This window comes from Streptomyces tirandamycinicus (assembly GCF_003097515.1).
Taxonomy (GTDB): Bacteria; Actinomycetota; Actinomycetes; order Streptomycetales; family Streptomycetaceae; genus Streptomyces; species Streptomyces tirandamycinicus.
On sequence record NZ_CP029188.1, the window covers coordinates 3,222,191 to 3,248,164 of the forward strand.

19 protein-coding genes, 3 tRNA genes, 2 other RNA genes and 5 pseudogenes are annotated in these 25,974 nt (G+C 71.1%); 13 read left to right on the plus strand and 16 right to left on the minus strand.

From position 1 onward, the window contains the following. The first annotated feature begins 8 nt into the window (after positions 1–8). Positions 9–626 (plus strand): response regulator transcription factor, encoded by a 618-nt coding sequence (locus tag DDW44_RS14235; RefSeq protein ID WP_240800635.1) that lies wholly within the window; start codon positions 9–11, stop codon positions 624–626. 22 nt (positions 627–648) lie between these two features. After that, positions 649–724: transfer RNA gene (locus tag DDW44_RS14240), tRNA-Gly, on the plus strand. Between the two features lie 39 nt (positions 725–763). On the opposite strand, the gene DDW44_RS14245 is transcribed toward DDW44_RS14240, so the two are convergent. From DDW44_RS14245 to ffs (DDW44_RS14275), 9 genes and pseudogenes are all read right to left on the minus strand, one after another. Then, complete coding sequence (locus DDW44_RS14245; protein ID WP_108906678.1) at positions 764–1,663, minus strand: phosphoribosylaminoimidazolesuccinocarboxamide synthase; 900 nt, start codon at positions 1,661–1,663, stop codon at positions 764–766. A 328-nt stretch (positions 1,664–1,991) separates the two neighbouring features. Beyond that, a complete protein-coding gene (locus tag DDW44_RS14250; RefSeq protein WP_108906679.1) occupies positions 1,992–3,497 on the minus strand; it encodes a N,N-dimethylformamidase beta subunit family domain-containing protein in 1,506 nt (501 codons plus the stop codon). 169 nt (positions 3,498–3,666) lie between these two features. Further along, complete coding sequence (locus DDW44_RS14255) at positions 3,667–5,397, minus strand: M48 family metalloprotease (RefSeq protein ID WP_108908836.1); 1,731 nt, start codon at positions 5,395–5,397, stop codon at positions 3,667–3,669. Between the two features lie 597 nt (positions 5,398–5,994). Then, positions 5,995–7,248 (minus strand): phosphoribosylamine--glycine ligase, encoded by a 1,254-nt coding sequence (gene purD, locus DDW44_RS14260; RefSeq protein WP_108906680.1) that lies wholly within the window; start codon positions 7,246–7,248, stop codon positions 5,995–5,997. Between the two features lie 61 nt (positions 7,249–7,309). After that, positions 7,310–7,972, minus strand: coding sequence for a hypothetical protein (locus DDW44_RS32745; protein WP_108906681.1), 663 nt, complete (start codon positions 7,970–7,972; stop codon positions 7,310–7,312). 758 nt (positions 7,973–8,730) lie between these two features. Further along, entirely contained in the window at positions 8,731–9,078 is a 348-nt protein-coding gene (locus DDW44_RS32750; protein WP_244224034.1) for a hypothetical protein, read from the minus strand. A 101-nt stretch (positions 9,079–9,179) separates the two neighbouring features. After that, a pseudogene (locus DDW44_RS33205) lies at positions 9,180–9,389 on the minus strand (hypothetical protein); the annotation flags it as partial. Beyond that, on the minus strand, positions 9,292–9,612 hold the full coding sequence (locus tag DDW44_RS32755) for a hypothetical protein (RefSeq protein ID WP_244224035.1): 321 nt from the start codon (positions 9,610–9,612) through the stop codon (positions 9,292–9,294). The gene DDW44_RS32755 and the pseudogene DDW44_RS33205, both read right to left, overlap by 98 nt. A gap of 237 nt (positions 9,613–9,849) precedes the next feature. After that, positions 9,850–9,946, minus strand: an RNA gene (ffs, locus tag DDW44_RS14275) — signal recognition particle sRNA small type. 72 nt (positions 9,947–10,018) lie between these two features. Between ffs (DDW44_RS14275) and DDW44_RS14280 the strand changes: the two genes are divergently transcribed. From DDW44_RS14280 to DDW44_RS32765, 3 genes and pseudogenes are all read left to right on the plus strand, one after another. Next, positions 10,019–10,102, plus strand: a tRNA-Ser gene (locus DDW44_RS14280). Between the two features lie 703 nt (positions 10,103–10,805). After that, entirely contained in the window at positions 10,806–11,318 is a 513-nt protein-coding gene (locus DDW44_RS32760; RefSeq protein WP_244224036.1) for a transposase, read from the plus strand. Positions 11,319–11,346: 28 nt separating this feature from the next. Next, positions 11,347–11,439 (plus strand): annotated as a pseudogene (locus tag DDW44_RS32765) (IS5 family transposase); the annotation flags it as partial. A gap of 1,286 nt (positions 11,440–12,725) precedes the next feature. On the opposite strand, the gene DDW44_RS14300 reads toward DDW44_RS32765, so the two are convergent. Further along, a complete protein-coding gene (locus DDW44_RS14300) occupies positions 12,726–13,199 on the minus strand; it encodes a helix-turn-helix domain-containing protein (RefSeq protein ID WP_108906682.1) in 474 nt (157 codons plus the stop codon). A gap of 84 nt (positions 13,200–13,283) precedes the next feature. On the opposite strand from DDW44_RS14300, the gene DDW44_RS31670 reads away from it, so the two are divergent. The 5 genes and pseudogenes from DDW44_RS31670 to DDW44_RS33545 form a co-directional block, all read left to right on the plus strand. Beyond that, positions 13,284–13,655, plus strand: coding sequence for a hypothetical protein (locus DDW44_RS31670; RefSeq protein WP_146207017.1), 372 nt, complete (start codon positions 13,284–13,286; stop codon positions 13,653–13,655). Positions 13,656–14,009: 354 nt separating this feature from the next. Then, positions 14,010–14,246, plus strand: coding sequence for a hypothetical protein (locus DDW44_RS14305; protein WP_146207018.1), 237 nt, complete (start codon positions 14,010–14,012; stop codon positions 14,244–14,246). Positions 14,247–14,301: 55 nt separating this feature from the next. Further along, positions 14,302–14,448 carry a hypothetical protein gene (locus DDW44_RS32065; protein ID WP_167455495.1) on the plus strand — a complete coding sequence of 49 codons (147 nt, stop codon included), beginning with the start codon at positions 14,302–14,304 and terminating at the stop codon, positions 14,446–14,448. Positions 14,449–14,794: 346 nt separating this feature from the next. Next, entirely contained in the window at positions 14,795–15,208 is a 414-nt protein-coding gene (locus tag DDW44_RS32770; protein WP_167455496.1) for a hypothetical protein, read from the plus strand. Then, positions 15,103–15,768 (plus strand): annotated as a pseudogene (locus DDW44_RS33545) (IS1634 family transposase); the annotation flags it as partial. The gene DDW44_RS32770 and the pseudogene DDW44_RS33545, both read left to right, overlap by 106 nt. Here the strand turns inward: DDW44_RS33545 and DDW44_RS14320 are convergent. Together DDW44_RS14320 and ffs (DDW44_RS14325) are read right to left on the minus strand one after the other, a co-directional pair. Next, positions 15,727–17,445, minus strand: a pseudogene (locus tag DDW44_RS14320) (DNA polymerase III subunit gamma and tau); the annotation flags it as partial. The pseudogenes DDW44_RS33545 and DDW44_RS14320 overlap by 42 nt on opposite strands. Positions 17,446–17,450: 5 nt before the next feature. Further along, positions 17,451–17,549, minus strand: an RNA gene (ffs, locus tag DDW44_RS14325) — signal recognition particle sRNA small type. A gap of 72 nt (positions 17,550–17,621) precedes the next feature. On the opposite strand from ffs (DDW44_RS14325), the gene DDW44_RS14330 reads away from it, so the two are divergent. Both DDW44_RS14330 and DDW44_RS14340 read left to right on the plus strand, forming a co-directional pair. Continuing rightward, positions 17,622–17,709 (plus strand) — tRNA-Ser (locus DDW44_RS14330). A gap of 184 nt (positions 17,710–17,893) precedes the next feature. Further along, a pseudogene (locus DDW44_RS14340) lies at positions 17,894–18,100 on the plus strand (ATP-binding protein); the annotation flags it as partial. A gap of 182 nt (positions 18,101–18,282) precedes the next feature. Here the strand turns inward: DDW44_RS14340 and DDW44_RS14345 are convergent. Further along, positions 18,283–19,485 carry a hypothetical protein gene (locus DDW44_RS14345; protein WP_108906685.1) on the minus strand — a complete coding sequence of 401 codons (1,203 nt, stop codon included), beginning with the start codon at positions 19,483–19,485 and terminating at the stop codon, positions 18,283–18,285. 201 nt (positions 19,486–19,686) lie between these two features. Then, positions 19,687–21,720, minus strand: a complete 2,034-nt coding sequence (locus DDW44_RS14350) for a TerD family protein (protein ID WP_108906686.1) — start codon at positions 21,718–21,720, stop codon at positions 19,687–19,689. A 579-nt stretch (positions 21,721–22,299) separates the two neighbouring features. On the opposite strand from DDW44_RS14350, the gene DDW44_RS14355 reads away from it, so the two are divergent. Continuing rightward, complete coding sequence (locus DDW44_RS14355) at positions 22,300–23,193, plus strand: phosphorothioated DNA-binding restriction endonuclease (RefSeq protein WP_108906687.1); 894 nt, start codon at positions 22,300–22,302, stop codon at positions 23,191–23,193. A 222-nt stretch (positions 23,194–23,415) separates the two neighbouring features. Here DDW44_RS14355 and DDW44_RS14360 read toward each other — a convergent pair whose 3' ends face one another. Together DDW44_RS14360 and DDW44_RS14365 are read right to left on the minus strand one after the other, a co-directional pair. Further along, positions 23,416–24,129: a DUF899 domain-containing protein gene (locus DDW44_RS14360; RefSeq protein ID WP_108906688.1), complete on the minus strand. Its 714-nt coding sequence runs from the start codon at positions 24,127–24,129 to the stop codon at positions 23,416–23,418. A gap of 115 nt (positions 24,130–24,244) precedes the next feature. Continuing rightward, positions 24,245–25,753: a DUF6777 domain-containing protein gene (locus tag DDW44_RS14365; protein WP_108906689.1), complete on the minus strand. Its 1,509-nt coding sequence runs from the start codon at positions 25,751–25,753 to the stop codon at positions 24,245–24,247. Positions 25,754–25,974: the final 221 nt, after the last annotated feature.

The following is a 25,974-nucleotide window of genomic DNA, read 5'->3' on the forward strand; positions in this document are numbered from 1 at the left end:
GGACCGGCGTGACGCCGGATCGTGTACGGGTGCTGCTGGCCGACGACGAGCATCTGATCCGCGGCGCGCTCGCGGCACTGCTCGCGCTCGAGGACGACCTGCTCGTCGTCGCCGAGGCCGCCTCCGGTGCGGAGGCGCTGGCGATGGCCCGCTCGCACCGGCCGGACGTGGCCGTCCTGGATCTCCAGATGCCGGGCGGGGACGGTGTGAAGGTCGCCACATCGCTGAGGGCCGAGTTGCCCGCCTGCCGGACGATGATCGTGACCGGTCACGGCCGTCCCGGCCATCTCAAACGCGCGCTCGCCGCCGGGGTGCGCGGCTTCGTGCCGAAGACGGTCAGCGCCCGGCGGCTCGCCGAGATCATCCGAACCGTGCACGGCGGAAACCGTTACGTCGACCCCGAATTGGCCGCCGACGCGATCTCCGCAGGGGACTCCCCGCTCACCGCACGCGAGACCGAGGTGCTGGAGCTCGCCGGGGACGGGGCGCCGATCGCGGAGATCGCCGAGCGGGCGTCACTGTCGCCGGGCACGGTCCGCAACTACCTGTCGGCGGCGGCGGCGAAACTGGGCGCGGAGAACCGGCACACCGCGGTGCGCCTCGCACGGGAGCGAGGTTGGGTATAGTGGGCTCCGCGCCACGGCGCATGCGGACGTAGCTCAGTTGGTAGAGCGCAACCTTGCCAAGGTTGAGGTCGCGAGTTCGAGCCTCGTCGTCCGCTCCAGTCGAGAAGCCCCGGCCCGAAGGCCGGGGCTTCTCCGCGTCATGACCAGGCGGCGCCGGTCAGCAGCTCGTACGCCTCCAGGTACCGGGCGCGGGTCGCGTCCACGACGTCCTGCGGAAGGGCCGGCGGGGGCTGCTCGCTCCGGCGGTCCCAGCCGGACGCCGGCGAGGTCAGCCAGTCCCGCACGTACTGCTTGTCGTACGACGGCTGGGGGCGCCCCGGCTGCCACTGGTCGGCGGGCCAGAAGCGCGAGGAGTCCGGGGTCAGCACCTCGTCCGCGATGACCAGCCGTTCGCCGTCGAAGCCGAACTCGAACTTGGTGTCGGCGAGGATGATGCCGCGCTCACGTGCGATGTCCCGGGCGCGGGCGTAGACGTCCAGCGTCGTCCGGCGCAGCAGCGCGGCCGTCTCCGCGCCCACCTGGCGGGCGACCTCCTCGAAGGACACGTTCTCGTCGTGGTCGCCGACGGCGGCCTTGGTGGCCGGGGTGAAGATCGGGGCGGGCAGCTCGGAGCCGTCCACGAGCCCCTCGGGCAGTGCCAGCCCGCAGACCGTACGGCTCGTGTCGTACTCCGCGAGGCCGGAGCCGGTGAGGTAGCCGCGGGCGACGCACTCGACCGGGACCATGTCGAGAGACCTGCAGACGAGGGTGCGGCCCTCCCAGTCGGCAGGCGCACCGGCCGGGAGGTCGGTGGAGACCACATGGTGGGGGACGAGGTCCGCCAGGCGGTCGAACCACCAGAGGGAGAGCCGGGTGAGCACCCGGCCCTTGTCCGGAATCTCGGTGGGCAGCACCCAGTCGTACGCGGAGATGCGGTCGCTCGCCACCATCACGAGGTCTCCCGCCTCGTTCTCGTAGAGATCGCGCACCTTGCCCGTGTGGAGGTGGGTGAGGCCCGGAACCTGAATCGGCTCGGGCTTTTCTACGAATCCGGACACGGTTCCTCCGCGTAGGTTGATCCAGGAGCGCTTCCGATTCTCTCGCACCCGCGACCGCGGCGGGGCGCAGGGTCGATCCGGCCCGGACGGCGGGCCCGGGACTGAGGGTGGGCCGGGCGGCCTGGCGGACCGGGCGGAGGTCGACCCGGGACGGAGGGTGGGTCCGGGACGGAGGGCGGGCCGGGCCGCAGACCGGCTCCAGTCCGCAGGCCGAGTCCCTGCGGAGGGCGGGTCCTGCGGAGGCCGGGCCCATGCGCAGGCCGGCTCCATGCGGAGACCGGGCCCGCGTCCGCCTTCGGCCGGGAAGGCGTCTCCTCCGGAGGGACCCTCAGTCGCGTTTGCAGATCCGGTCGAGGAGATTGGCGGTCGCGCGCTGGATCCGCTCGTCCACATGGCCCGGACGGTCGAGTGCCGGGGACCAGGCGAACGTGCCGGACGCGAAGACGAGTGAGCCGGACGGAGCCCGGTAGAGCGAGGTCTCCTGGTGTCGGGTCGCGCCATCGCCGTCGGTGTACGGGGAGTGGGCCAGCAGGATCCGGCTCTCGTGCCCGGGGAGCGGCGTGCGGGGGAAGTAGCGGTCGGCCTCACCCGCCACCAGGCCGGGGATCTCGTCGCCGTCCCCGGCGCCGGTCGCCTCCCACAGCCAGTGGTCCGCGTTGCGCACCACCATCGGATGGGGCTCGGGCACCCGGCCCGCGTACTGGATGCCGAGGAGCTGCTGCTCGGCGCGGTCGATCTCGCGCCAGAGGGACGACCGGCCTGGGCCGCGTCGCTTGCGGCAGGTCAGCAGCCGGTCGGCGACGCCGGACGGCGAAGGGCCGAGTTCCACCTGCCAGTACATGGTGTTGGCCGAGAGGAACACCAGGGACGTGCCCTGCTCGCGGGCCAGCTCCGCGGTCCTGCGCATCGGCGCCGACCAGTACTCGTCGTGGCCGGGGAACACCAGACCGCGGTAGCGGGTCGGGTCGACCCGTCCGGCGTGCAGGTCACGCGTGTCGGCGTAGCCGAGGTCGTAGCCGTACCGCTCGGCCCAGCGGATGAAGTCGTACGCGTGCCCCACGTGCAGCGGGAGGCCCGCCCCGGCGTACGGGCGGTCGAAGGAGACCGTGATCGCGGCGTCGTCCTCGCCGAGCAGCCGGCCGTGCTCGTCCCAGGCGTGGTAGAGGCTGGCGCCGGTCCGCCCGTCCTCCGGGTAGAGGTTGTACGCCTGCCAGGTGATGTCGGGCAGGAGCAGCAGCAGATCGGCCGGACGGCCGTCGCGGACCGTGAAGGGGATGTGCGAGCGGTAGCCGTCCTCGGTGGTGAGGACCGCCACGTAGGCCCCGACGGACCAGTAGGACGGCACCTGCAGCCGCCAGGAGAGCCACCAGTGGTGGCAGGAGACCGTGCGGTCGGCGGTGAGGGGCGGCGGCTGGACGATGCCGGCGAGACGGGGACTGGTGGTGATCTTCGCAGCGCCGTCGCCGCCGTAGTGGCCGATGCGGTACACGTCGACCGAGAACCGCTGGGGCGGGTCGACCGTGACGTGGAAGTCGATGGCCTCGCCGGGCGCGACCGCGCCGTTGGACGCGAAGCCCTTGATCTGGCGATGCACGTCGTCGGCGGTACGGAGGCCCCGGGAGCGCCCGCCCCGGCCCGCCGCCGCGTCCGGGTCCGCGTACCAGGGCACGACCTGGCCGGTGTCGTCGAAGTAGTGCTCGCTGCCGCGCAGCCAGGGCAGCGGGCCCTGGCCGAACGGGTCCGTGACGGCGTGGGCGAGGGCACCCGACTCCCAGCGCCGGATCGGCTCCCTGCGACGGATCGGCTCCTTGCGACGGACGTCCTCCGCCTCCATCGTGCGCCCCTCCCTCGTCCCCCGAGTACCGGTCCTGGCACGCTGACCGTTCAGCGCCGGTCCCAGCACATCACATAACGCACGCGGGCCGTCACCGTTCGTCGTGAATCGATGTGAGTGGAACGCAATGTTCCGGCCTGGACGGCGGGAAGCGACCGGCCCTGTCGTCTCACACCAGCCGGACGGGCTTCTCGGGCCGGACGCCGGCCGTCGCGAGCCAGGTCCGCAGCGGCTCCGGGTCTCCGTCCTCGACCAGGCTGAGCACCCTGGCGCCCAGGTCCGCCCGGCGCTCACCGTTGATGAGCAGGGCGGGGCCGTCGAGCCAGTCCATACCGGGCGCCGCACCCGCGGTGTCCACGGCCGCACAGCACACCATGGCGGTCACATGGTCGGCCAGCAGCTCCCGTGCGGTACGCGGTGGCTGGAGAGGGACGAGGGGCAGCGGGTCGGTGCCCCAGAGGTCCGTGTCGTCGCCCGCGCGGTCCGCGGCCCTGTGCGGCGCGGCCGAGCGCTCCCGGGCGGCCTCCTCACGGGCCACGTCGGCGCTGATCCCGGCGGCGAGAGCGGCGCCGGGCCCGTCGGTCCCGGGTGCCCCGGGAACGGGCGGGACCTTCGCGTCGTCGTCGTCGGCCGGCAGCCCCGGCGCGGCCCCCGGGCCATCGGCGAGATGCTCCATCACACGGGCCAGGGTCGGACCGGCCGGAACGCCCGCGGACGGCCGCACGCCCATCGCGTCCAGGACCCGGTGCAGCCGAGCGGCCTCCGTGCGCCACTTCCGGTCGACGACCTCCTCCGGGTAGTGCTGCCAGTCCACCGGCGACCAGTCCGGCCCGACCGCGGCCGGTCCGCCGTGGAACAGCCGGGCCGCCAGCAGCGACGCCGCCTCGTCCACGGCCCCCGGCTCCTCCAGCAGATCGCAGGCCGGACGCTCCCCGAGCCGGGAGGCGAAGCCCTCCGCCAGCCGGTCGCGGCGGGACAGCTCGGTGAGAGCCGAGACCACCCCCGCGTCGAGCCGGCTGGGCCACCGCCCCATCCGCCAGGCGGGCAGCGCCACCCGGGTCAGCAGGCGGTCCCAGCCCGCGTAGGCGAGGCCGACCTGCTCCTGCGCCACGATCCGCAGCCCGTAGTCCACGGTCTGCGCACGTTCGGAGGCGGCCGCGGCGACCCCTCGCTCCATCTCCGCGGCATGGCCGCGGCAGCTGCGCAGCAGAACCCGGGCGACGCCGCCCACGGCCCCGTACGCCAGCCCTCTCAGCGGGCCGGGCCCGGGACGGGCCGCCAGGCCGGCGGCGGCGTCCAGTCCGCGCACGAAACGGCGGGCCGCGGCTATGTCGGGATGCGCCGAGGGGCCCGTACCGGCGACGACCGGCGCGAGCACGGCACGCAGCTCGGCGACCCGCATCCACCACAGGAACGGCGAGCCGATGACCAGGACGGGTGCGCCGTCCCGCGTGCTGGTGCGGGGGCTGCGGCGCGGGCCGTGCGCACGGTGGGTGCGGTCCTCCAGCCAGCTGTCGCAGTCGGGGGTGAGGGCTATGGCCGATGGCGCCGGTACGTCCATGCGGTCGGCCAGCTCCTCCACCAGCCGGTACAGGTCGGGAGCCGCGGCCAGGGCCAGCGGCACCGTGGGGCTGACGGCGGGCTTGGCGCGGGCTATGACGGCGGCCACCGCGGCGCCCGCGAGCAGCACGACCACGGCGGCCGAGGTCACCGCCCAGCGCGCGACGTCCCAGAGGCCACCGCCGATGCGGCCGGTGACCTCGCCGACGAGCAGCACGACGGCGACGGCGGCGGGCAGCAGCACCAGGGCCAGTGCCCTGCTGCGCACCCGCAGCACGGCGAGGGCACGGGAACGCGCGGCCAGCGCGCCCGCCTCCTCACCGACGACGGTTCCGGACACGTCCGGACTCACCCCCTCTGCCCTGCGGCGGCGTTGCTCACTCCCCCACTGTGGCACCCGCCGCAGACATCGCAATGCCGGTGGGCCAAGTGCCGGAACGCTTGCGCCGCACCCTAGTTGGGGCTTTCGCAGCCGTCATCCGGATGGGGCATCGGTCACTCGATGGAATGCCTTTGGGTAAAGCTGCTGACATCACGGGCCGAGGGCTTGCAGAGCCCCGGACCTCACCGAACGGGCGGGGTGGGACCGGGCAGGGGCCCGGGCACCGCCCGATGGGGGACGGCCGCGCGGCGGTCGGACGAACGGGCCGCGAGGAGGCGGTACGCCGGACGGGTCGGCCCCGCCACGCCCCGGGCGGCCGGGGGCGGCCGGGGGCGGGTGAGCGCGGACGGCGGGACGGTGCGGCGGCACCGGACGGCGCGACCGCTACACCAGGACCGACACCGGGACCCGACGCCAGGACCGTGACGGCTGCCGGGCCGCGGAGGAGCGCGGGCCGCGGAGGGGTCCGGCCGGTTCGGCGGCTGCCGCCCGCGGCCACGGACCGCGACTCCGCCCACCCGTGCCCCGGGCGGGCGGGGCGGCGCAGTGCCGCCGTCAGGGGTGGCCGGCGGCCTTCGCGGCGATGTCCGTGCGGTGGTGCGAGCCGTCCAGCCGAATGCGGCCCACCGCGGCGTAGGCGCGGTCGCGGGCCTGGGTCAGGTCCTCACCGGTCGCGGTCACCGAGAGCACCCGGCCGCCCGCGCTGACGATCGCGTCGCCTTCCCGCCTGGTCCCGGCGTGCAGGACGTACGCGTGCGGCGCGTCCTGCGCGGCCACCTCGTCGAGTCCGCCGATCGGGTCGCCGGTGCGGGGGGTGGCCGGATAGTCGCGGGACGCGATGACCACGGTCACGGCGGAGTCGCCGCGCCAGTTCAGCGGGGGCTCGTCGGCGAGGGTGCCTTTCGCCGCGTTCAGCAGGACGCTCGCGAGCGGGGTCTTGAGCCTGGCGAGCACCACCTGGGTCTCGGGGTCGCCGAAACGGGCGTTGAACTCGATCACGCGTACACCGCGGCTGGTGATCGCCAGACCCGCGTACAGCAGGCCCGCGAAGGGCGTACCCCGGCGGCGGAGCTCGTCCACGGTGGGCTGGAGCACCGTGTCCATGACCTCGTCGACCAGCTTGGGGTCGGCCCACGGAAGCGGTGAGTACGCCCCCATGCCCCCCGTGTTCGGCCCCTCGTCGCCGTCCAGCGCGCGCTTGAAGTCCTGTGCCGGCTGGAGCGGCAGCACCGTCTCGCCGTCGGTGATGGCGAAGAGCGAGACCTCGGGGCCGTCCAGGTACTCCTCGATCACCACACGGCCGCAGGCCAGCGCGTGCTCCCGGGCCTGCTCCAGGTCGGCGGTCACGACGACGCCCTTGCCCGCGGCGAGCCCGTCGTCCTTGACCACGTACGGCGCGCCGAACGCGTCCAGGGCCTCGTCGACCTCCTCCGGGGTGGTGCAGACGTAGCTGCGCGCCGTGGGGACGTTCGCCGCGGCCATCACCTCCTTGGCGAAGGCCTTGGAGCCCTCGAGCCGGGCCGCTTCACGGGAGGGGCCGAAGCAGGGGATGCCGGCGGCCCGTACGGCGTCGGCGACACCGGCGACGAGCGGCGCCTCGGGGCCGACGACGACCAGATCGGCCTCCAGCCTGCCGGCGAGCGCGGCCACGGCGTCGCCGTCGAGGGCGTCCACCGGGTGCAGCTCGGCGGCATCCGCGATGCCGGCGTTGCCGGGGGCGCAGTGCAGCGCGGAGACGTCGGGGTCGAGGGAGAGAGCGCGGCACAGGGCGTGTTCGCGGGCGCCGCCGCCGATGACGAGGACCTTCACGGCAGCCAGGGTAGCCCGCTCGCTCACGGTGGCCTTGTGCGGGCCACCGAGACGGGCCCTCCTACTCGTTTGTGTATTCCTCCACAACGGTCGCGCCGAGCTCCCGCACGATCAGGTCGTGACCGGACAGCGCCGAGTCGACCAGGTCCGGATCGTCCTCCTCCGGGATGTCGTCCTCGAGCGCCACGGGGGGCGGCGACGGCGGGGCCTGCCGGGCGCCGGCCCCGGCGGAGTCCGCGGCGGACGGGCTCTGCTGCGGGGCCCCACCGCCGTCCCCGCCCGCCGGGGGCGGGGAGGAAGGGGTCGCCGGGTGCGGGGACTGCTGCGGAGCCGGCGAGGTCCGGGGTGCGGACGATGCGGGGACGGGAGGGGACTGGGCGGGCCGGCCGCCGAACCCTCCCTGGCCGCCGCCGTACCCTCCTTGGCCGCCGCCGTAGCCGCCGGACGATCCGCCCGGACCGGACGGGGGCTGACCGGCACCGCCCGACGGATCGATGATCGCCTCGATCTTCCACTGCACGTTGAACTGCTCGGCGAGCGCCTGCCGCAGTACGTCCTCGCTGCCGCTGCTCGCGAAGTTGTCCCTCGCTCCGGCGTTGATGAAGCCGAGCTGGAGGGTGGTGCCGTCGAAGCCCGCCACCTGGGCGTTCTGGCTGAGCAGGATCCAGGTGAAGCGACGGCGGTTCTTGACCGCGTCCAGGATCTGGGGCCACATGGTGCGCACCTGGGCGGCTCCCTGGGCCGCGGCGGGGCGACGGCCTGGGGCTGGGCGGCGGGAGCCGGTCCGCGGGCGCGGGGCCGGGCCCGCGGGCGCCGCTGAGGGCGGCGCCCTGGCCGGGCGCGGCAGCCGAGGGCCAGGCTCCCGCCGGGCGGCGGGGCACCCGAGCCGGGGGCCGCCGCTCCCGGCCATGCGCCGGGCCGAGGGGCGGTGGCCTCCTGCGCGGGGGCCGGAGACGGAGATCGCGGGGTCTCGCCGGGGCGGGCCCCGCCTCGCGGTCTGCCGGGAAGCCTGCGCGGACTGCGGCGGCGCGGACTGCGGCGGACGGCTGGCCCGGCTCCGGTCGGACGGGCTGAAGGCTCGGCGCCGGGCGCTTCCCCACCCGCACTGCCGCACGCGCGGCGGCGGGCCCGCCGCCCGGAACCATCGCGCATGAGCCTCCGGCCCGGGCACATAGCCCATCGCCGGCCCGGAACCCTGCGCCGTGAACGCCGCGGCCGCACCGCGCTCCAGCCGATCGAGCGGGCCTGCAGGGACCCGCTCGTCGTCGAAGGCCGCGGGCAGCAGCACCCGGGCGCAGATCAGCCCAGTTGCAGCCGGGGCGAGGTGGCGCCGCCGCATCTCCGTCAGACCGGTGTTGACGAGGTCCGCGGCGCGGCTGAGTTCGGCGGCGCCGAATGCCTGGCCTGGCCTGCATCCGCTCCACCACGTCGGCGGGCCCGTCGATGAGCCCTTCCCTGCCGCGTCCGGCACCGCGGCGAGGATCACCAGGTCACGCAGCGCTCCAGCAGGTCCGCGACGAAACGACGAGGGTCGTTGCCGCCCTCGACGACCCGGTCCACGACCTCGAACGCGCGGCGCCGTCGCCCGAGGCGAAGGCGTCCACGACCGAGTCCAGCAGCGATCCGTCGGTGTACCCGAGCAGGGCCGGTCGCCATGGCGTACGTCACACCGTCGTCCGCCGCACCGGCCAGCAGCTGGTCCATGACCGACATGGAGTCACGCACCGAACCCGCGCCGGCCCGCACGACCAGCGGAAGGACCCCGTCCTCGACCGGGATCCGCTCCTTGCCGCACACCTCGCCAGTACTCCCGGAGAGTGCCCGGGGCACGAGGCGGAACGGATAGTGGTGCGTACGCGACCGGATCGTCCGATGACCTTCTCGGGTTCGGTCGTCGCGAAGATGAACTTGAGGTGCTCCGGCGGCTCCTCGACCACCTTCAGCAGGGCGTTGAAGCCCGCCGAGGTGACCATGTGCGCCTCGTCGATGATGTAGATCTTGTACCGGCTCGACGCGGGACCGAAGAACGCCTTCTCCCGCAGCTCACGGGCGTCGTCCACACCACCGTGCGACGCGGCGTCGATCTCGATGACGTCGATCGAACCCGGCCCGTGCGCGCCAGGTCCCGACAGGACAGGCACTCGCCGCAGGGGTGGGAGTGGGGCCCTGCTCACAGTTGAGGCAGCGAGCGAGGATGCGGGCGCTGGTCGTCTTCCCGCATCCGCGGGGCCCGCTGAACAGATACGCGTGATTGACCCGGTTGTTCCGCAGCGCCTGCTGCAGCGGGTCGGTGACATGCTCCTGCCCGCTGACCTCGGCGAAGGACTCGGGACGGTAGCGGCGTACAAGCGCGAGGGACGACACGCATACGAGGTTATCGGGGCCCGCCGACAACCACGGCGGCCACCGGGAACCACCGGTCCGCTAGCGACGTGGCCACGGGCCCGGGAGCCGCAGACAGCCGCCCCGAACTCCAGGGTCGTACTCCTCCCCGGGCCGGTCGCGGGGCAGGCACCGGCCCGGAGCTGCGTGCGGGCCGGCCCGGATTCGGCGTCCGGAACGTCCGGAAGTACGACGACGGCGCGGCGACCACCGCACCGGAACGCAAGCGCCCCCACGCACCCGCCAGAGCCGACCTACCCTTGCTGCCTTCCGGCCCTGGGGGAGTTCAGTCAGATAGCGCACGTGAGGGGCTGCGCACAGACTACCTGATGGTGAGGGCGGGGAACGAGTTCGCGACCACTCCTCCGCGTCATGTAATGTTTCCGGCGGAGGATTCGCCTAGAGGCCTAGGGCGCACGCTTGGAAAGCGTGTTGGGGCAACCCCTCACGAGTTCGAATCTCGTATCCTCCCCACGGCTGACCAGCCGAAACGAAGGTCCCGACCGCACTGCGGCCGGGACCTTCGTCGTTCCGTGGTCTCAGTTTTGGTCTCAGTCAGGGAACCTGCCGGATACCGGACCGCAAGGTCGGACAAGCGCTCGGGCACCGAGCGGGCCTGCGAAATCGTGGAAACCCGAAGGGTCGTCGCCCAGCTCGTGTGCCACACCGGGACCGGGTTTCGTAGTCCGGTCAGGTGGAGCAGCAGGGTGCAGGTTGTGTCGCGCTGACCGCCCGCCGCCACGGATAGCCACCCGTGCTGGGACCTCGACCGAGGGCCGCTGATCCGGCCGATCTGACGGCGCCCTCTGACATGCTTGGGCCACACCACTGGTAGTCACTAGCTGTTTCTTACCGTCGGGCGTTCGATGACGTCCCGTACGGTTGTCCTGGATAAGGTGACGGAGTGCGGGAGTGGGCATGGGAACGGGGCCCTGTTCATAGCGTGTCGGTTGTCTAAGCCAGCCACGCGAGGAACAAAGCCCCGTCATGCAGAACGCTACCGTCGTCCTGTCCGATCGTCCGTTGCCCGACCTGCGGTTCGCCGCGGAGTGTGACTGTCTCGCTCACTTGTACGCAATGCCGGTGACCGGCCGCTGCGGCCGCGTCTACGCGACGATCTGACGGACGAGGAATGGCAGATCGTCCGGCGGGGATGCCTGTGCCGGGCTGGCTGTGTGGCCGCGGGGCAACCCGGGGGTTTCTGCCACCGCGAAATGATCGATGCGGTGCGGTACTTCGTCGACAACGGCATCGAGTGGAGGGCGATGCCGCCCGACTTCCCGCCCTGGTCGGCCGTCTACGCATTCCAGCATCGCTGGCACACGGACGAGCTCCTGGACGTGCTGCACGAGAGGCTGCGGGAGCAGGTACGCATCGTGGAGGGCGGACGATCCCGAGCGAGTGCGGCGATCGTCGATTCCCAGTCCCTGCGCGGCGCCTCCACCCTGACCGGGGAGCGCGCGGGTACGACGGGCGAAGAATGTGTCGGGTTCCAAGCGTCACTCGCCGTGGACTGTCTGGGTCTGCTGCTGGTGGTGATGGTCACCGCCGCGGACCTGCAGGACCGCGACGCGGGTGTGGCCCTCCTGGAACGGGTGCGTTCCCTGTTCACGCGGGTGCGTCTGGTGTGGGCCGACAGCGGCTATGCGGGCGCCCTGGTGATTGGGCCCTGCACGCCCTCGGCATGAAGGTCGAGGTGTCCCGCCCGGCGACGACAGAGCCGGCTTCGTGGTGATCCCGAGACGTTGGGTGGTCGAGCGCACGTTCGCCTGGCTGGTGAACTGCCGTCGCCTGGTGCGTGATTACGAGCGCACCGCCGCCGCCACGAGAGCTACGTGAAGTGGGCCATGGTCACCTCATGACCCGCCGCCTGGCCGCGCGGACCACGAGGCCGCGCGGACGGGCCCGGCGGTGTGAGCGCCCGTCATCCTGCCGCGGTGACTCCCGGCCGTCGGCGCTGGTCAGCCAGTCCCGCTGGACGAGCGCTTGAGCTGACAGCGCACACCCTCCTGCGACTGCGACCGGCCCCCTCACCGAACAATCCTGGGCCACCTCCCGAGCCCGCACCGGTTCCTGCGCTTCCCTCACGAACTCGACGATCTTCGAGTAGAGGCGGGCAGCCTGCTGGGATCGGCAGTCCTCCTGCCGTTTGCGGCACATACCGACTCACCTCCGGCTCCGGTTCCAGGCCGGGACCTGCGCCGGCAGGGCTCCCTACCTCCGCGTCGGCCGGCGCCTCCCTGTTGTCGGACGGGCTGCAGGAAACAGCAGCCACACCGGCATCACCCGCAGTTCCTGTTCGACCTCGTCCCGATCTCGCTGCGATACGCCAGCGGGCGATCTCCCTGTCCACTGGGCCGCTTCCTCCTCCAGAGCGGTGATCCGCTGCCGGAGCTCGACGCACGGGCTTCGAAGGCGCGCAGTCGGCGCGTCATGACAGCGGCGGGCGTGGGCACAGCAGAACCTCCGGGCTCGGCAACGAAGACACCACCACCCTGCACACCCGCCCACGAAGATCACAAACCGCAAACATGCAGCTCAGACACCTGATCGGTTGAAGAACAGCTAGTGAGACCGAGGCGTCCGGTTCGAGATGCAGCGTGGGCCCACCTACCGGCGTTTGGCTCTGGACCGTGTTGCGATCTTCCTGGCACCCGAGGCGTTCAGGCGCATTCGTGCGAACTCGATGCTCACATCGAAGCGCTGAGCGACTTCGTCATCGGCAAGGTTGTCGAACGCGGCCTGATTGCGGCGGACTTGGGATCAGGAGCTCCGCGAGAGGTCGTGTGTCTTCCTGCTCCTTCACCTTCATCGCCGGGTCCAGTTGCGGCACCCGCCATCGCTGACAGAACACACTGAACTCGTGCTCAAGAAGGAGTGCCCATCTCGTGCGCGATGTTCGATCGGCGCCGCTGCGGTGTATGCGAGGAGTTCACGAGGATGAAGCAGCCTGTCCCTGCCGGGACCAGGGCAGCGGACCACTTTCCTGCACCGGCGGAACCGAAGTACTCCAGCGCCGCCTGTGAGAACCATGAGCGGCGAGGTCGCTCAGGCGTACACGCGGATACCCCACTCGTCGGTCAGGCGCGTGAGGTCTAGGGGCTCGTGGAGTCGACTCCGATCCGTCGACGTTCCTCGAGTGCCAGTTCTTCGAGCGCCTTCTTGGCCCACCGAGATCCCATGCTCACCCACAGGGGAGTCGCGGTCGGAGGAGAACCGACGCATTGCCGCTCGATCACCTCTTCCAGGTACCGCACGTCTTCTTCACCCAGGTCGCTTCGGGCGCGCAGGAGCGGGGCGAGTTGCACCAGCAGCTCCGGCTCGGCGGTGGGCTTGCCCTCGACGTCGGTGCCCGGATCGATCATGAAGTTCTCGGCCGGCAGGGAGAGCCACTGCACGAGGGCGGCGAAGGCGTCCACGTCCGGTCGGTGGCCATTGGCTAGCCGGGTCATGGTCGAAGGGCTGACGCCCACCTCTCCAGCAACTGTCGCCCACGAGAGTCCTCTCGTGGTCCGCGCGGCGTCGAGGGCCGCGTACAGAGCGGCCACGTTCACGCGGGTCCTGGCCATCGCCCTCCTCCTCTTGGTGTGGGGTGTGCCTCCTTTCTATCAGTGTTCGACATCTCAAACACCTCCGTGTTAGCGTGATCACGAGTGTTCGACATCTCAAAACGATGTGAAGATCTCGAAACGCAGGCGTGCCGCCTGAGCCAGGCGGCATCGTACCACCAGAAAAGAGGAACGCCGATGGACACGGACACCGCCATCGAGCCGACGGTCGGCCAGGACAAGCGCCGCCCCGTCGAGGTCACGATCACCGTGAACAACCAGCCCGTGATCCGCCCGGCCGTGATTCACTGGCCTGGGGATCAAGCAGCAGCGATCGCCCAGGGCTACCGTCGACACTGGCTTCCAGCTGTCGGTCAAGCAGGGGAACGGGCGCTACGAGGTCGTCGACGACGACGAGCAGATCCGGTTCACCCGAACCAGGAGTTCCTGGCCGTGCCCCCGGACGACAACTCGTGAGCGCCTCCTTCGGCGATCACCGAGCGGTCGAGGCCATCCGGGCCCAGTTCGCCGGTCATCCGGTCGAGGTGGTCCCGGACGGCAATGGCGGTGTGTTTGTCACCGCTCGAGGACGTGTCGTCGTCCTCCTACCTCCGCTGCCACCTGGCTGGGGTTCCAGATCAGCGCCGCCTACCCGGACGCCGACGTCTATCCCACTACCTGAGTTCCGCAGTTCGTAGGCACATACGGGTCTGTCGATCAGTGTCTGCGCAGGTCACGGTGTTTCGGTGCATGCGCGTCGCGTGAATCGCGTGGGCACACGCCTAGTCATGAGGTATTGATCTTCTTGCTGTGATCGTTGATGCTGTGGGCATGTACTTGCGGACCACCCAGCGGAAGAACAAGAACGGCACGACGGTTCGCTATGTTCAGCTCGCGCACAACCGGCGGGTGGGCGGCACTACGCAGGCCGAGGTGGTGCACAATTTCGGCCGCGAGGACCAGCTCGACACCGACGGCCTGCGCCGTCTGGTCGCCTCGATCAACCGCTACCTGGGCGAGGACGGCGCTGACGCGGCCGCTCCGGCGGCCGGCGCGGCCTGCAGGTGACCGGCTCGCGCGCCCGCTCGGGGCGGTCTGGCTTCTGCAGGGCCTGTGGCGGCAGTTGGAGATCGACGCCGCCCTGAAGAAGATCCTCGGCGCGCGCCGGTTCCGCACCGACGTCGAGCGCGTGCTGTTCGCATGGCCGCCAACCGGCCATCGCCCCGGCCTCCAAGCTGTCGCGGCCGAGTGGCCGGCCGCGACGCGGTGATACCCGGCCTGGAGGCCATGGACGAGAACCAGGCATACCGGGCCATGGACCTGCTGGTGGAGGCCGACGCCCAGGCTGAAGTGCAGGAAGCGGTGTTCTTCGCGGTCGCCAACCTCCTCAACCTCGAAGTCGACTGCTGTTCTTTCGACCCTCCACCAATACCTACTTCGAACGCGACGAACCCGACGAGGGCGAAACCCCGTTCGCGCCTACGGCAAGAGCAAGGACCACCGCGACGACCTGCCGCAGATCACCATCGACTGCTGTCACAAAGAGGGCGTCCCGGTCCGTGTTGGTGCTGGCCGGCGGCCCAGCGACCAGCGATCCTGCCGCAGGTCAGGACGACATGCGCGACTGGAAGCTGGCGCGTGATCACCGTGGTCGACCGCGGCTTCTCCTCCGGGACAATCTCGCCTACCTCACCCGCGCCGGCGGCCACTACATCGCCGGGATGCGCATGCGTGACGGAGGCGACCTGGCCGAGGCCGCGCTCGCCCGGCAGGGCCGCTACCAGAGCGTCCGCGACAACCTGCGCGTCAAGGAAGTCAAGCTCGACCAGGCCCCGGGCCGGCGCTTCGTCATCTGCCACAACCCTGCCAGGAGGAACGCGACCGTCGCCATCGCGAGGAGGCCATCAAGCGGATCGAGGCCGAACTGGAGCGGATCCGGTCCCAGCGTGAACGTGACGCCAAGCGCGCGACCACAGCCAAGGCGCGGGAGCGGGCGGAGGCCGCCCACGTGCGCGCCGAGTGCGCGCTGATCGAACACCCCACCCTGAAGCGGTGGTTGAGAACGTCCAAGAACGGACGGCTGGCCATCGACCGCGCCAAGGTCAAGGCCGAGGAGCGTCTCGACGGCAAGTACCTGCTGACCAGCTCCGATCCGCACCTGAGTGCCGAGGAGATCGCGGTCGGCTACAAGGCTCTCCTGGAAGCCGAGCGCGGATTTCGTGATCTGAAAACGGTGCTGGAACTACGACCGGTCTTTCACCGTCTCGAACACCGCATCCGCGCCCACGTGCTGCTGTGCTGGCTCGCACTGCTGCTGATCCGCGTCGCCGAACACTTCGTGCACTCCGACGGCGACGAGCTGGGCGAGGACCTGATGACGGTCGCCTATCTGCGCGAGACCGCCCAGCAGGCGGGTCTCACCACCGAGGCGCTGTCCGTGGAGCAGATCGGCTGGGACCGGCTGTCGGGCCGCTTCGTCGACGAACGGCTCCGCTTCATCCGCAGCTGCTTCAAGCTGTACCCCTGGGAGTGGCTGACCACGGACCGCTTCGGCCCGTACGTCCTGGACACCCTGGACAACGGCGGCGGCGGCCGAGGGCCAGGCACCCGGCCGGGCGGCGGCCTGGGCACCGGACCCGGGGGCCGCCGCTCCCGGCCAGGCGCCGGGCCGCGGTGCGGTGGCCTCCTGGGCGGGTTCCGCGGACGGAGCCGGGGATCGCGGGGCCTCGGTCGGCGCGGGCTCCGCCTCGGCGGTCTGCCGGGGAGTCTGTGCGGGCTGGGGTCGCGTGGACTGGGACGGGACGGGCTGGCCCGGCTGCGGCTCGGCGCCGGACGCTCCCCCGCCCCGTACGGCCGCACGCGCGGCGGCGGGCCCACCACCCGGAACCATCGGCGCATGAGCCCCCGGCCCGGGCACGTAGCCCATCGCCGGCCCGGACCCCTGCGCGGTGAACGCCGCGGCCGCGCCACGCTCCAGCCGGTCGAGCCTGGCCTGCAGGGACCGCTCGTCGTCGAAGGCCGCGGGCAGCAGCACCCGGGCGCAGATCAGCTCCAGCTGCAGGCGGGGCGAGGTGGCGCCGCGCATCTCCGTCAGGCCGGAGTTGACGAGGTCCGCGGCGCGGCTGAGCTCGGCGGCGCCGAACACCTGCGCCTGGGCCTGCATCCGCTCGACCACGTCCGCGGGCCCGTCGATGAGCCCCTTCTCGGCGGCGTCCGGCACCGCGGCGAGGATCACCAGGTCCCGCAGCCGCTCCAGCAGATCCGCGACGAAACGACGCGGGTCGTTGCCGCCCTCGATGACCCGGTCCACGACCTCGAACGCCGCGGCGCCGTCGCCCGAGGCGAAGGCGTCCACCACCGAGTCCAGCAGCGATCCGTCGGTGTACCCCAGCAGGGCCGTCGCCATGGCGTACGTCACACCGTCCTCGGCCGCACCCGCCAGCAGCTGGTCCATGACCGACATCGAGTCACGCACCGAACCGGCGCCGGCCCGCACGACCAGCGGAAGGACCCCGTCCTCGACGGGGATCCGCTCCTTGCCGCACACCTCGCCCAGGTACTCCCGCAGGGTTCCGGGCGGCACGAGGCGGAACGGGTAGTGGTGCGTACGGGACCGGATCGTTCCGATGACCTTCTCGGGCTCGGTCGTCGCGAAGATGAACTTGAGGTGCTCCGGCGGCTCCTCGACCACCTTCAGCAGGGCGTTGAAGCCCGCCGGGGTGACCATGTGCGCCTCGTCGATGATGTAGATCTTGTACCGGCTCGACGCGGGGCCGAAGAACGCCTTCTCCCGCAGCTCACGGGCGTCGTCCACGCCACCGTGCGACGCGGCGTCGATCTCGATGACGTCGATCGACCCCGGTCCGTTGCGCGCCAGGTCCCGGCAGGACGGGCACTCCCCGCAAGGGGTGGGGGTGGGGCCCTGCTCACAGTTCAGGCAGCGCGCGAGGATCCGGGCACTGGTCGTCTTTCCGCATCCGCGGGGCCCGCTGAACAGGTACGCGTGATTGACCCGGTTGTTCCGCAGCGCCTGCTGCAGCGGGTCGGTGACATGCTCCTGCCCGATGACCTCGGCGAAGGTCTCGGGACGGTAGCGGCGGTACAGCGCGAGGGACGACACGCATACGAGGTTATCGGGGCCCACCGACAACCACGGCGGCCACCGGGGAACCGCCGGTCCGGCGGTTGCGGGGCCACGGGGCCGGGCGCGGAGCCTCGGGCACCGGCCGGGATCGGCGTTCGTACCCCACGGCGACCGCCGCCGCACACGGAACGCAAAGCGCCCCCCACGCACCCGCCAGAGCCGACCTACCCTTGCTGCCTTCCGGCCCTGGGGGAGTTCAGTCAGATAGCGCCACGTGAGGGGCTGCGCACAGACTACCCGATGGTGGGGGCGGGGAACGAGTTCGCGAGCACTCCTTCGCGTCATGTAATGTTTCCGGCGGAGGATTCGCCTAGAGGCCTAGGGCGCACGCTTGGAAAGCGTGTTGGGGGCAACCCCTCACGAGTTCGAATCTCGTATCCTCCGCCAGTGCCTCACCGGGCACGATGTCGAAGGGCCCCACCGTTCGCGGTGGGGCCCTTCGACGTTGTCCGTCTCAGTTTCCGTCTCAGTTGGACTTCGGCAGCTCCCAGAGCGCATCGCCGACTTGCTGGGCGACCTTCCGCAGCAGCGTCCCGGTCACGTGCATGTACCGGGCCCGCATACATGCCGCTCCAAGGAACTGCTCTTCCTCGGGTCGGTCAATTGGCTGGAGGGCTCCGCGTTCGACGACGACCTGGCCGCGCTGCAGAAGCACCGGGCCGCGATCACCGGCGAGCCGGTACCGCTCGTAGCGGTCTCGCGCAGCGGGAGCACCTGTTCCGGGCTCCAGGCGGCATACGGACCCGGAGAACTGATCGGCGCCTGGCGCAGGGCGTGATCAGCGGCTGGACTCCCGTGGTTGCTGCTCTGATTGCATTCTCCTCCGTCCGGGCCCGTTCACACGGAGGCATCCGCGCGGCTCCGCCGCAGCTCAGGATGCACTCGTTCGCACCGGGCCGAACGGCTCGTGCTCAGGAGCCGCACGGTCGTGAATGATCGAGCCACCCGGCCGCGGCCGTGCTAGCGGGACAGGACATAGCAGGTCGCGACCCGCTCGCGGGGGCTGTCCCAGTGCTCCTCCTTCGGCCAGACGCCCCAGTACTCGCCGGGGTCCACGGAGTCCGAGGTCCACGCGGACCGAGCACTCCGGTAGGCGCTCCCGCAGGCCTCCATCGCCCGTCTCTTCGCGTCCCTCTCACCGGTGTACGCCCCCTTCAGCTTGACCTGCGCGTAGATGCGCGCGTCGTGAGGTCCGGTGCAGGAAACCTTGACGACCAGGGCGGCGCGGCGCGTACCGGTGCTGAAGTCCACACAGTCACCGGCCGCCGCGGAATAGCGGGGCAGCACGGCCTTGTCCGCGTCGAGGACGACGTCGGACCCGGGTGGCAGGGCCGGGGTCGTCCGCCCGTGCCCTGTGAGGACGAGCCGGACCCGCAGCGCGGTCACACCCGGCAGCCCGCCGTCACCCCCCTTCAGCAGGGCGGAGAGATCGGCTTCGACCTGAGTGATCAGGCCCTTCGCGTCCGTGGTCAGGGTCAGCGGCACAGGTGTTCCGGCGGACTCCGCGGGTCCCACCGCCCGCATGCGGCGGTGCAGGTCGCCGGGCAGCAGGCTCTCCGTGGCGCTGCGCGGCACGATGTGGGCGGTGAAGCGGCGGCCGCCTCCGGTCACCGGCTGCCCCTTGATGCGGTGCAGAGCCGTGATCACTTCGAGCAGTGTGCCTCCGAAGGGCGACTCCATGCCGTGGAACCGGGAGATCGAGTCGGTCTCGTCGATCAACCGGTCGGGGTCGTAGCGCAGCCAGTAGTCGCCCTCGCCCGACCGGTGAAGGACGGACTCCGGGGTGAGCGCAACACGCGCGGAGGCGCTGCCCTCGCCCCATGTGGCGCCCTGGAGGATGTCCTTGGTCGTCGCGGGGAGACCGTGAGGAATCGTCCAGGTGTGCGTGCCGTCCGCCCGGCCGCCACTGAAGTCGAGCCGCCCGGCGGTGGTGAGGACGGCGTCGCCCTGCTTCGCAGTGAACGTCAGTGTCTGGTGGAAGGCGGCACTGCCGGATTGCTGGGTCACTCGCATGGTCTGGTACGGCTGTTCGTCCACCGGCAGAGAGAACACGGGGTGCTCGGCGGGCGGCGCAGCACCCTCGCCGTCGCTCCCGCTGCAGGCGGTCAGCAGCAGTGAGGCGACGACGAGGGCGGAAGCGATACGCGAAGCAGAATTGATCACATGAGTACGACCGGACGCATGTACGGATCGTTGTAGGGATCCCGGTAACGGATCGAACATCTCACCCCCGGCGTCAGCGCGAGCGGGACGACCGTCGCCCCGGTCTCCGCCACCGCCCCGAGGACATGGCCCCATCACCCGCTGAATCGCGAGAGGGTCGGCCCGTGCCACCACCGTGCCGGAACGAGCTGTCAGCCACGCTCAGTTCGGCGCGTACCGAGCAGAGACCTGCCGGGGTGCCGGGCGGTCCAGGTGGACTACCACGGCGGTGTAGAAGCGGTGCACGGCGTCGTCGACGCTACGGATGAAGCCCGATTCGGCGTTCCCGCGGCTGCTTCCCATGCCTTTGAACAGGGAGAGGCGGAAGCCGGTGACGGGGGTGTCGTTGTTCTTCGGCAGCATGTCCGCCGGCTCCGGGCGGAGCCGTTCCAGCGTGCCCCGCGGCCCCCCTGCTTCTCCTTCGACCAGGGTCTCGATGTGGAGGTCCGCCGGCGCCTCGGCCAGGCGGCGGATGAGGCGTTTGGCCCAGCTCAACGGATAGCCCTGCTCGGGTGCGGGGATCTCGATGGAGGTGCGGAGCTTGCCGGTGCGCAGGTCGGCGCTGATCACCAGGATTCCGGGTGCGCCCTCGATCCTGAGCTCCGCGTGAAGTCTGCCGTCGAGGCAGAGCTGGTCGGCCAGGCGGCCGCGGCGTGCTTTCGGATCGGCTCCACGCTTGGCGCGCTGGACGGGCAGGACCTTCTGCCCGAGTTCGCCGCCGAGGCTGAGGCAGATCTGACGGATGAGCCGTTCCCAGCTCTCGACCACGTCCAGGGCACGCGGATCGCCCTGGCACAGGGTTTCGTCGTCGATTCCGTTGCGTACCGGTACCCAGGCCGCCCCCATGTTCTGGAAACCGTGACAGCCGGAGTTCTCGTGCCGCAGGTAGTACAGCAGTTCCTGGAGCAGCCAGGCATGTGCCTTGTCCCCGACGCCCTCGTGCCGGATCAGCATCTGTGCCTGGTGGGTGACTTCGGCCCAGGACAGGTGCCGGAGAGCCACCTTGTGCTTGCGCCGGCCGTCGATCTTGACGTCGACGAGCGGGCTGCCCTCCAGCGCGACGTCGTTCGACAGCGTGATCACGGCCTCGTAGCCACGGCGTGCGGCGATGTCCGCGTATGCCTTCACCTGCTCGGGCTTGAGGCTGTTGCCGTTGGTCTTGGTCTCCACCAGCGCGGTCCACAGCTTGCCGGCCCGCTCGACACGGATGACCCCGTCGGGGCGTCGCGGTGTGTCGCCGTGCGGCAGGGAGACCTCGGTGAACGTCTCCATACGGCCTGACGGTGCTCCGAACGCCGCCGTGAGTCTCCGGCCGAACTCCGGCACCTGCGCCATCACCGACAGGAGTACCGACGTCGCGCGCATTTCCCGGTCCCGGTCGCTCTTGAGCACCGAAACCGGAAAGAGCCTGGCCTGCTTCCAGGACTCATTGTCCGCCAGAGACTTCCTGGCCACCCTGGGCACGGTGACCTTCTTCTTCGCTGTACGAGGCCGTGCCGCCTTCCTCGACCCGCCCTCGTCGGCGGGCGGGCGGGGAGACGGAACGAGGCCTGGCGTCACCTGCGGTTCCCGCTCAGCGGCCGGAGCCGGAACCGCCGTATCAGCCTGGTCGCCACCCTCCGTGCCGCTCAGCGCTTGCTCTGCGCCCGCGTCGTCCTCGATGTCGACGCCGAAGTCCGAGGCCAGACCGGCCAGGCCGGTGTCGTAACCCTGACCGACAGCACGGAACTTCCACTCTGCCCCACGCCGGTACAACTCACCGAAGATGAATGCGCTCTCCGTGCCGGCGTCATCGATCGCGAACCCGAGGAGACTCTCACCGCCCCCGTCGGCCAAGGTCACCTTCAGATCTTCCAGCTCTCCGAAACCAGCCCCCTCGTAGCGGCTCGCCGCCACGACGATCCGGTCGATGACGGACGGGACCGCGGTCAGGTCGAAGCTGATCCGGTCCTCGTCGCCGCTCTCCGTCGGTGTCTTCCCCAGTAGTTGCACACTCCCGTCAGCGGCAACCGGGTTGTTGTAGAAGTAGAAGTCGTCGTCGCTGCGTACCTTGCCGTTCCCATCCAGCAGCAGGACGGACACGTCCGCATCGCCTTCACCGGTCGGGCTGACCCAGCTCAAACTCGCGATCACCGAGCCGGTGTTCTCACTCAGGGCCGCCAGCGCCACGTTCGAGCCTTTGATCATCTCGTGCATGAACCCCCCAGAACTCGCAACTCGGGCACTCGGCTGCCCCCAGCCAGGCCCGCACCCCGCGCCGCTACCATGTGACGTACGGCACAACGAACGACTGTAGTGCCCGGCAACGGGACCGTGGGGCATCCCGAAACAACAAGCAGCGAGAAGCAAGGATCAACAGGGCAGCTTCCACCAGGCACGCCGGCCCGACCGGAGGGCACGCGCCGGACGTGGATCGAGGAGCATCGCCCGCGGATCTGCCGACGCAGTCCCGCCGCCTCGCTCCCCGCCTCACTCCCCGTCTCATTCACCGCCTCACTCCCCGTCTCATTCACCGCCTCATACGCCGTCTCATACGCCGTCTCATTCACCGGCGTTCACGGCCGTTCAGGCGGGATCGAAGTCTTCCCCGCGCCGACCGGCCGGCCGCCCAGGAACGCCGGTGAACGCACGTGAACGCAGGTGAACGCCCCGCACACAGCCCTGCACCCCACCACCCCTGTGGGAGCTGCCGGGGGCGACGGACGGCGAAGCCGCCCGAGCCGATGCCTCCCGGGCCCGTCCCGGACCGGCGCGACGCCACTACGATCGCCGGTCATGGACTGGCTCGAGCGCGCCGCGAAGCTGAGGCAGTGGAACAGGAACGGGACGCGCGCACCGCACAAGCCCTTGCTGTTCCTCTACGCCCTCGGCCGGTACCAGCGGGATGCCGACGGCGAGCTGCGGTACAGCGCTGTGGAGCAGGACCTGAAGGGGCTGCTGGCCGAGTACGGTCCGCCCAACAGGACCACCCCCGCCTACCCGTTCCACCATCTGGAGAGCGACGGGGTGTGGGAGGTGCGCACCGACCGCGGACCGGGCAGCCCCGGCAGTGCGGTGCGCGAGCTGCGGGCGACGGGGGCCGCGGGGCGGCTGGCGCCGGACCTGCGGGCGGCGCTGCGGCGTGACCCGGCGCTGCTCGGGCGGTTGGCACGGATCCTGCTCGACCTGAGCTTTCCGCCCTCTCTCCACACCGAACTGTGCGAGTCCGTCGGGCTGGAGCTCGAGCCCGCGGACACCGTGCTGCTCTCGCCCATCCGCAGGCAGCGGGATCCGTCGATGCGTGAGCGGGTCCTGACGGCCTACGAGTACCAGTGCGCCTTCTGCGGCTACGACGGCAGCCTCGGGGCGGTGCCGGTCGGGCTCGAAGCCGCGCATGTGCGCTGGTGGGCCTTCGACGGCCCGGACGACGTCGACAACGGGCTGTGCCTGTGCTCGCTGCACCACAGGCTCTTCGACAAGGGTGTCCTCGGTATCGGCGACAGCCACGACGTCCTGGTCTCGGAGCGCTTCGTCGGACGCAGCCCTGCCGCCCGCGAGCACGTCACAGCCCTCGCCGGCCGTCCGCTCATCGGACCTCGGCCGGGTGCCCGTCCCGTCGCGGAGGCGCACCGTTCCTGGCACGCCAAGCAGGTCTTCCGCGACGGCCCCCGCCCTGCCACGGCCGCCTGAACGCCGCGTCGCGGTCCGGCCGGACCCGCCGGTGGGGCGCGGTGGCACATGGCACGTGGTCTCCCGCTCGGCGACGGGTAGGGCGACGGGAACCGAGGCCCGCGCCGCGCCCGGGCAGGACGACACCCGCGGGGAGGCGATGAGACCGGCGGGGGCGATGAGGACCACAGGGGACGAGGCCCACGGGGTCGACGAGACCCGCGGGGTCCCGGCCGGCGCCCCTCACTCGGCCCGGCGGGTCCTGGCCACCCACTCGGGCGCCGGCTCGGCGGCGTCGCCGTACTCGTCGTGCCAGTTCCACCACGCGTACGGCGGGGTCTGGGGATAGCCCTCGGGCGAGTCCTCCCACGTCTCCTGCCGCCCGAGAGCGGTCATGTCGAGATAGCTCCAGGTGCTTCCCAGCGCCTCGTCGCCGCGGTTGTTGACGAAGTAGGTGCGGAACACGCGGTCGCCCTCGCGGATGAAGGCGTTCGTACCGTGCCACTCGTCCACACCGAAGTCGGCGTCGAAGTCTCCGGCGATGGTGTACCAGGGCATGGTCCAGCCCATCCGCGTCTTCACCCGCTCGATGTCCGGCTGCGGCGCGCGCGAGACGAAGACGAGAGTGGTGTCGCGAGCGTTCAGATGAGCGAGGTGGCCCACATGGTCGGCCACCATGGAGCACCCCCGGCAGGCGTGATCGGGCCAGCCGAACACACCGGGCTCGAAGAAGGCACGGTAGACGACCAGCTGCCGGCGCCCCTGGAACAGGTCGAGCAAGCTCACCTTGCCGTCGGGGCCCTCGAACTCGTACCGCTTCTCCACCGGCAGCCACGGCATTCGTCGTCGCCTGGCGGCCAGTTCGTCACGGGCGCGGGTCAACCGCTTCTCCTCGACGAGCAATCGCTGCCGCGCGGACTCCCATTCCTGCGGCGAGACGACCGGGGGTGTGTCCATGGTGGCATCCGCCTTCCGGATCGGTCCGGCTTCCTTCGCGGGACCCAGTGTGTGGTTCGGGAACTGCCTCGCACGTCCCTGCGTCCAGGGTCGGCCGCGGTGTCAGGGGCGCACGCTACGGGTTCCGCAGCTTCTGCTGGGGCTGCTCCGGCGCAGGCTCCTGCGGCTGCTCCTGTGGCTGTTCCTGTGGCTGTTCCTGTGGCTGTTCCTGTGGCTGTTCCTGTGGCTGTTCCGGGGGCTGCTCCGGGGGCTGCGGCTCGGCCGGTTCCTCGGTCTTGGGGGGCTGCGGCCGCTGAGGCTCGGGTTCGACCGGCTGCTTCTCATCCTGCTGGGGCTCCACCGGCTTCTCGGGCTCCACCGGCGATGGCGGCTGGTCCGGGTCGGGCGCCACCGGCTGGTCCTTCTGCTTCTCGTCCTTCTCGTCCTTCTCGTCCTTCTTCTTCTGCTCCTCCTGCTCCTTCTGCTTCTCGTCCTTCTTCTTCTGCTCCTCCTGCTCCTTCTTCTTCTGCTCCTCCTGCTCCTTCTGCTTCTCGTCCTTCTTCTTCTGCTCCTCCTGCTCTTCGTGCTCCTTCCGCTTCTCGTCTTCCTCCTTCTTCTGCTCGTCGTCCTTCTTCTGGTCGTCGTCCTTGTGCTTCTCGTCCTCGTCCTTCTTCTGCTCGTCGTCCTTCTTCTGGTCGTCGTCCTTGTGCTTCTCGTCCTCGTCCTTCTTCTGGTCGTCGTCCTTGTGCTTCTCGTCCTCGTCCTTCTTCTGCTCCTCGTCGCCGTGTTCCTCTTCCTCGTCCGTCCGATCGTCCTGCGTATCCCGGTCATCCCCCTCCGGGAACTCGTCCGCGGAGTCGGTGGAAGGATCAGGCAGTACGGGGAAGGCCGCGTTCGGCTGCTGGCCCTTGGGAGGGGGAATCGGGTGATCGCTCCGACCCTGGATGTCTCCGTTCGGGCGCTCGAACCACGCCTTGCTCTCCGGGTCGAACATCGTGACGGCCTTCATCGGCTTGGGCGCCGGGACCACCGCGACGATGGTGGACGAGCGGAACGCCGTCCACTTCTCGCCCTTGTACTTCTGCTCCCCCTGGACCGCGACGGCGGGGGCCAGCGGGTTGCCGCAGGCGCAGCGCACACGCGGGACGCCGCGGCCATCGACGAGGACCGCCGTGCCGGCCTGGAGGACTGCCTGGTACGCGGTCGCCCTGCCGTCCCGGTACCCGTGATTGGTGACCCGGGTGTCCCAGACCAGCCGAACCGGGGTCAGCGACCTCAGGTACGCGGGCACTTCGGCCTGCGGGATGCGCAGGGCACCCGCGAACGCGCTTCCCTTGCTCTCGTTCTCCGTGAGATACGTGATCTGCTTCTCCACATCGCAGCTCGCGACGTTCTTCGTACCCCCGTACAGACCGGGATGCGCACCGCTGACGGCCACGGTGCGTGACCCGATCCTCGACGCGCTGGGGCCGGACGGGGCCGCGGCGCTCCTGGTGTCCGTGGCCGCCGAGGGGGTGAACGGGTCACGGCCGGCCGCCGCGGCGGTCTGGAGAAAGATCTCCCCGCCTCCCCGGGATCCGCCTCCGATGAGGGAGATCGAGAGGATCACCGCCATGGCCACCACGACGGCCGCGCCGGCGCTCACCAGGGTCAGCCGACGCCGGCCCCGCCGCCAGATCGGCGGCTTTCCGCGGCCCGGGCCCGGCTCGTCGGGTCCGCCCGCCGCGGGCGGACCACTCGGAGGACCGGGCGGGGGCGGGGCGCCGGGCGGCGGCGATCCGGGCGGCTGGGGTTGTTCCAGCTCGTCGGACGGCCGACCGGTCAGCGGGCCGGACGGGGGGCCCGTCGGTCGTGTGGGGCGCTCGG

What these genes read in the sequence shown, in the direction of transcription:
- DDW44_RS14305 (WP_146207018.1), top strand. Translation starts at nt 14,010, where the DNA reads ATGTACTTGCGGACCACCCAGCGGAAGAACAAGAACGGCACGACGGTT.
- DDW44_RS14355 (WP_108906687.1), top strand. Translation starts at nt 22,300, where the DNA reads ATGGACTGGCTCGAGCGCGCCGCGAAGCTGAGGCAGTGGAACAGGAAC.
- DDW44_RS14300 (WP_108906682.1), bottom strand. Translation starts at nt 13,199, where the DNA reads ATGGCCAGGACCCGCGTGAACGTGGCCGCTCTGTACGCGGCCCTCGAC.
- DDW44_RS32770 (WP_167455496.1), top strand. Translation starts at nt 14,795, where the DNA reads ATGCGCGACTGGAAGCTGGCGCGTGATCACCGTGGTCGACCGCGGCTT.
- DDW44_RS14360 (WP_108906688.1), bottom strand. Translation starts at nt 24,129, where the DNA reads ATGGACACACCCCCGGTCGTCTCGCCGCAGGAATGGGAGTCCGCGCGG.
- DDW44_RS14250 (WP_108906679.1), bottom strand. Translation starts at nt 3,497, where the DNA reads ATGGAGGCGGAGGACGTCCGTCGCAAGGAGCCGATCCGTCGCAGGGAG.
- DDW44_RS14350 (WP_108906686.1), bottom strand. Translation starts at nt 21,720, where the DNA reads ATGCACGAGATGATCAAAGGCTCGAACGTGGCGCTGGCGGCCCTGAGT.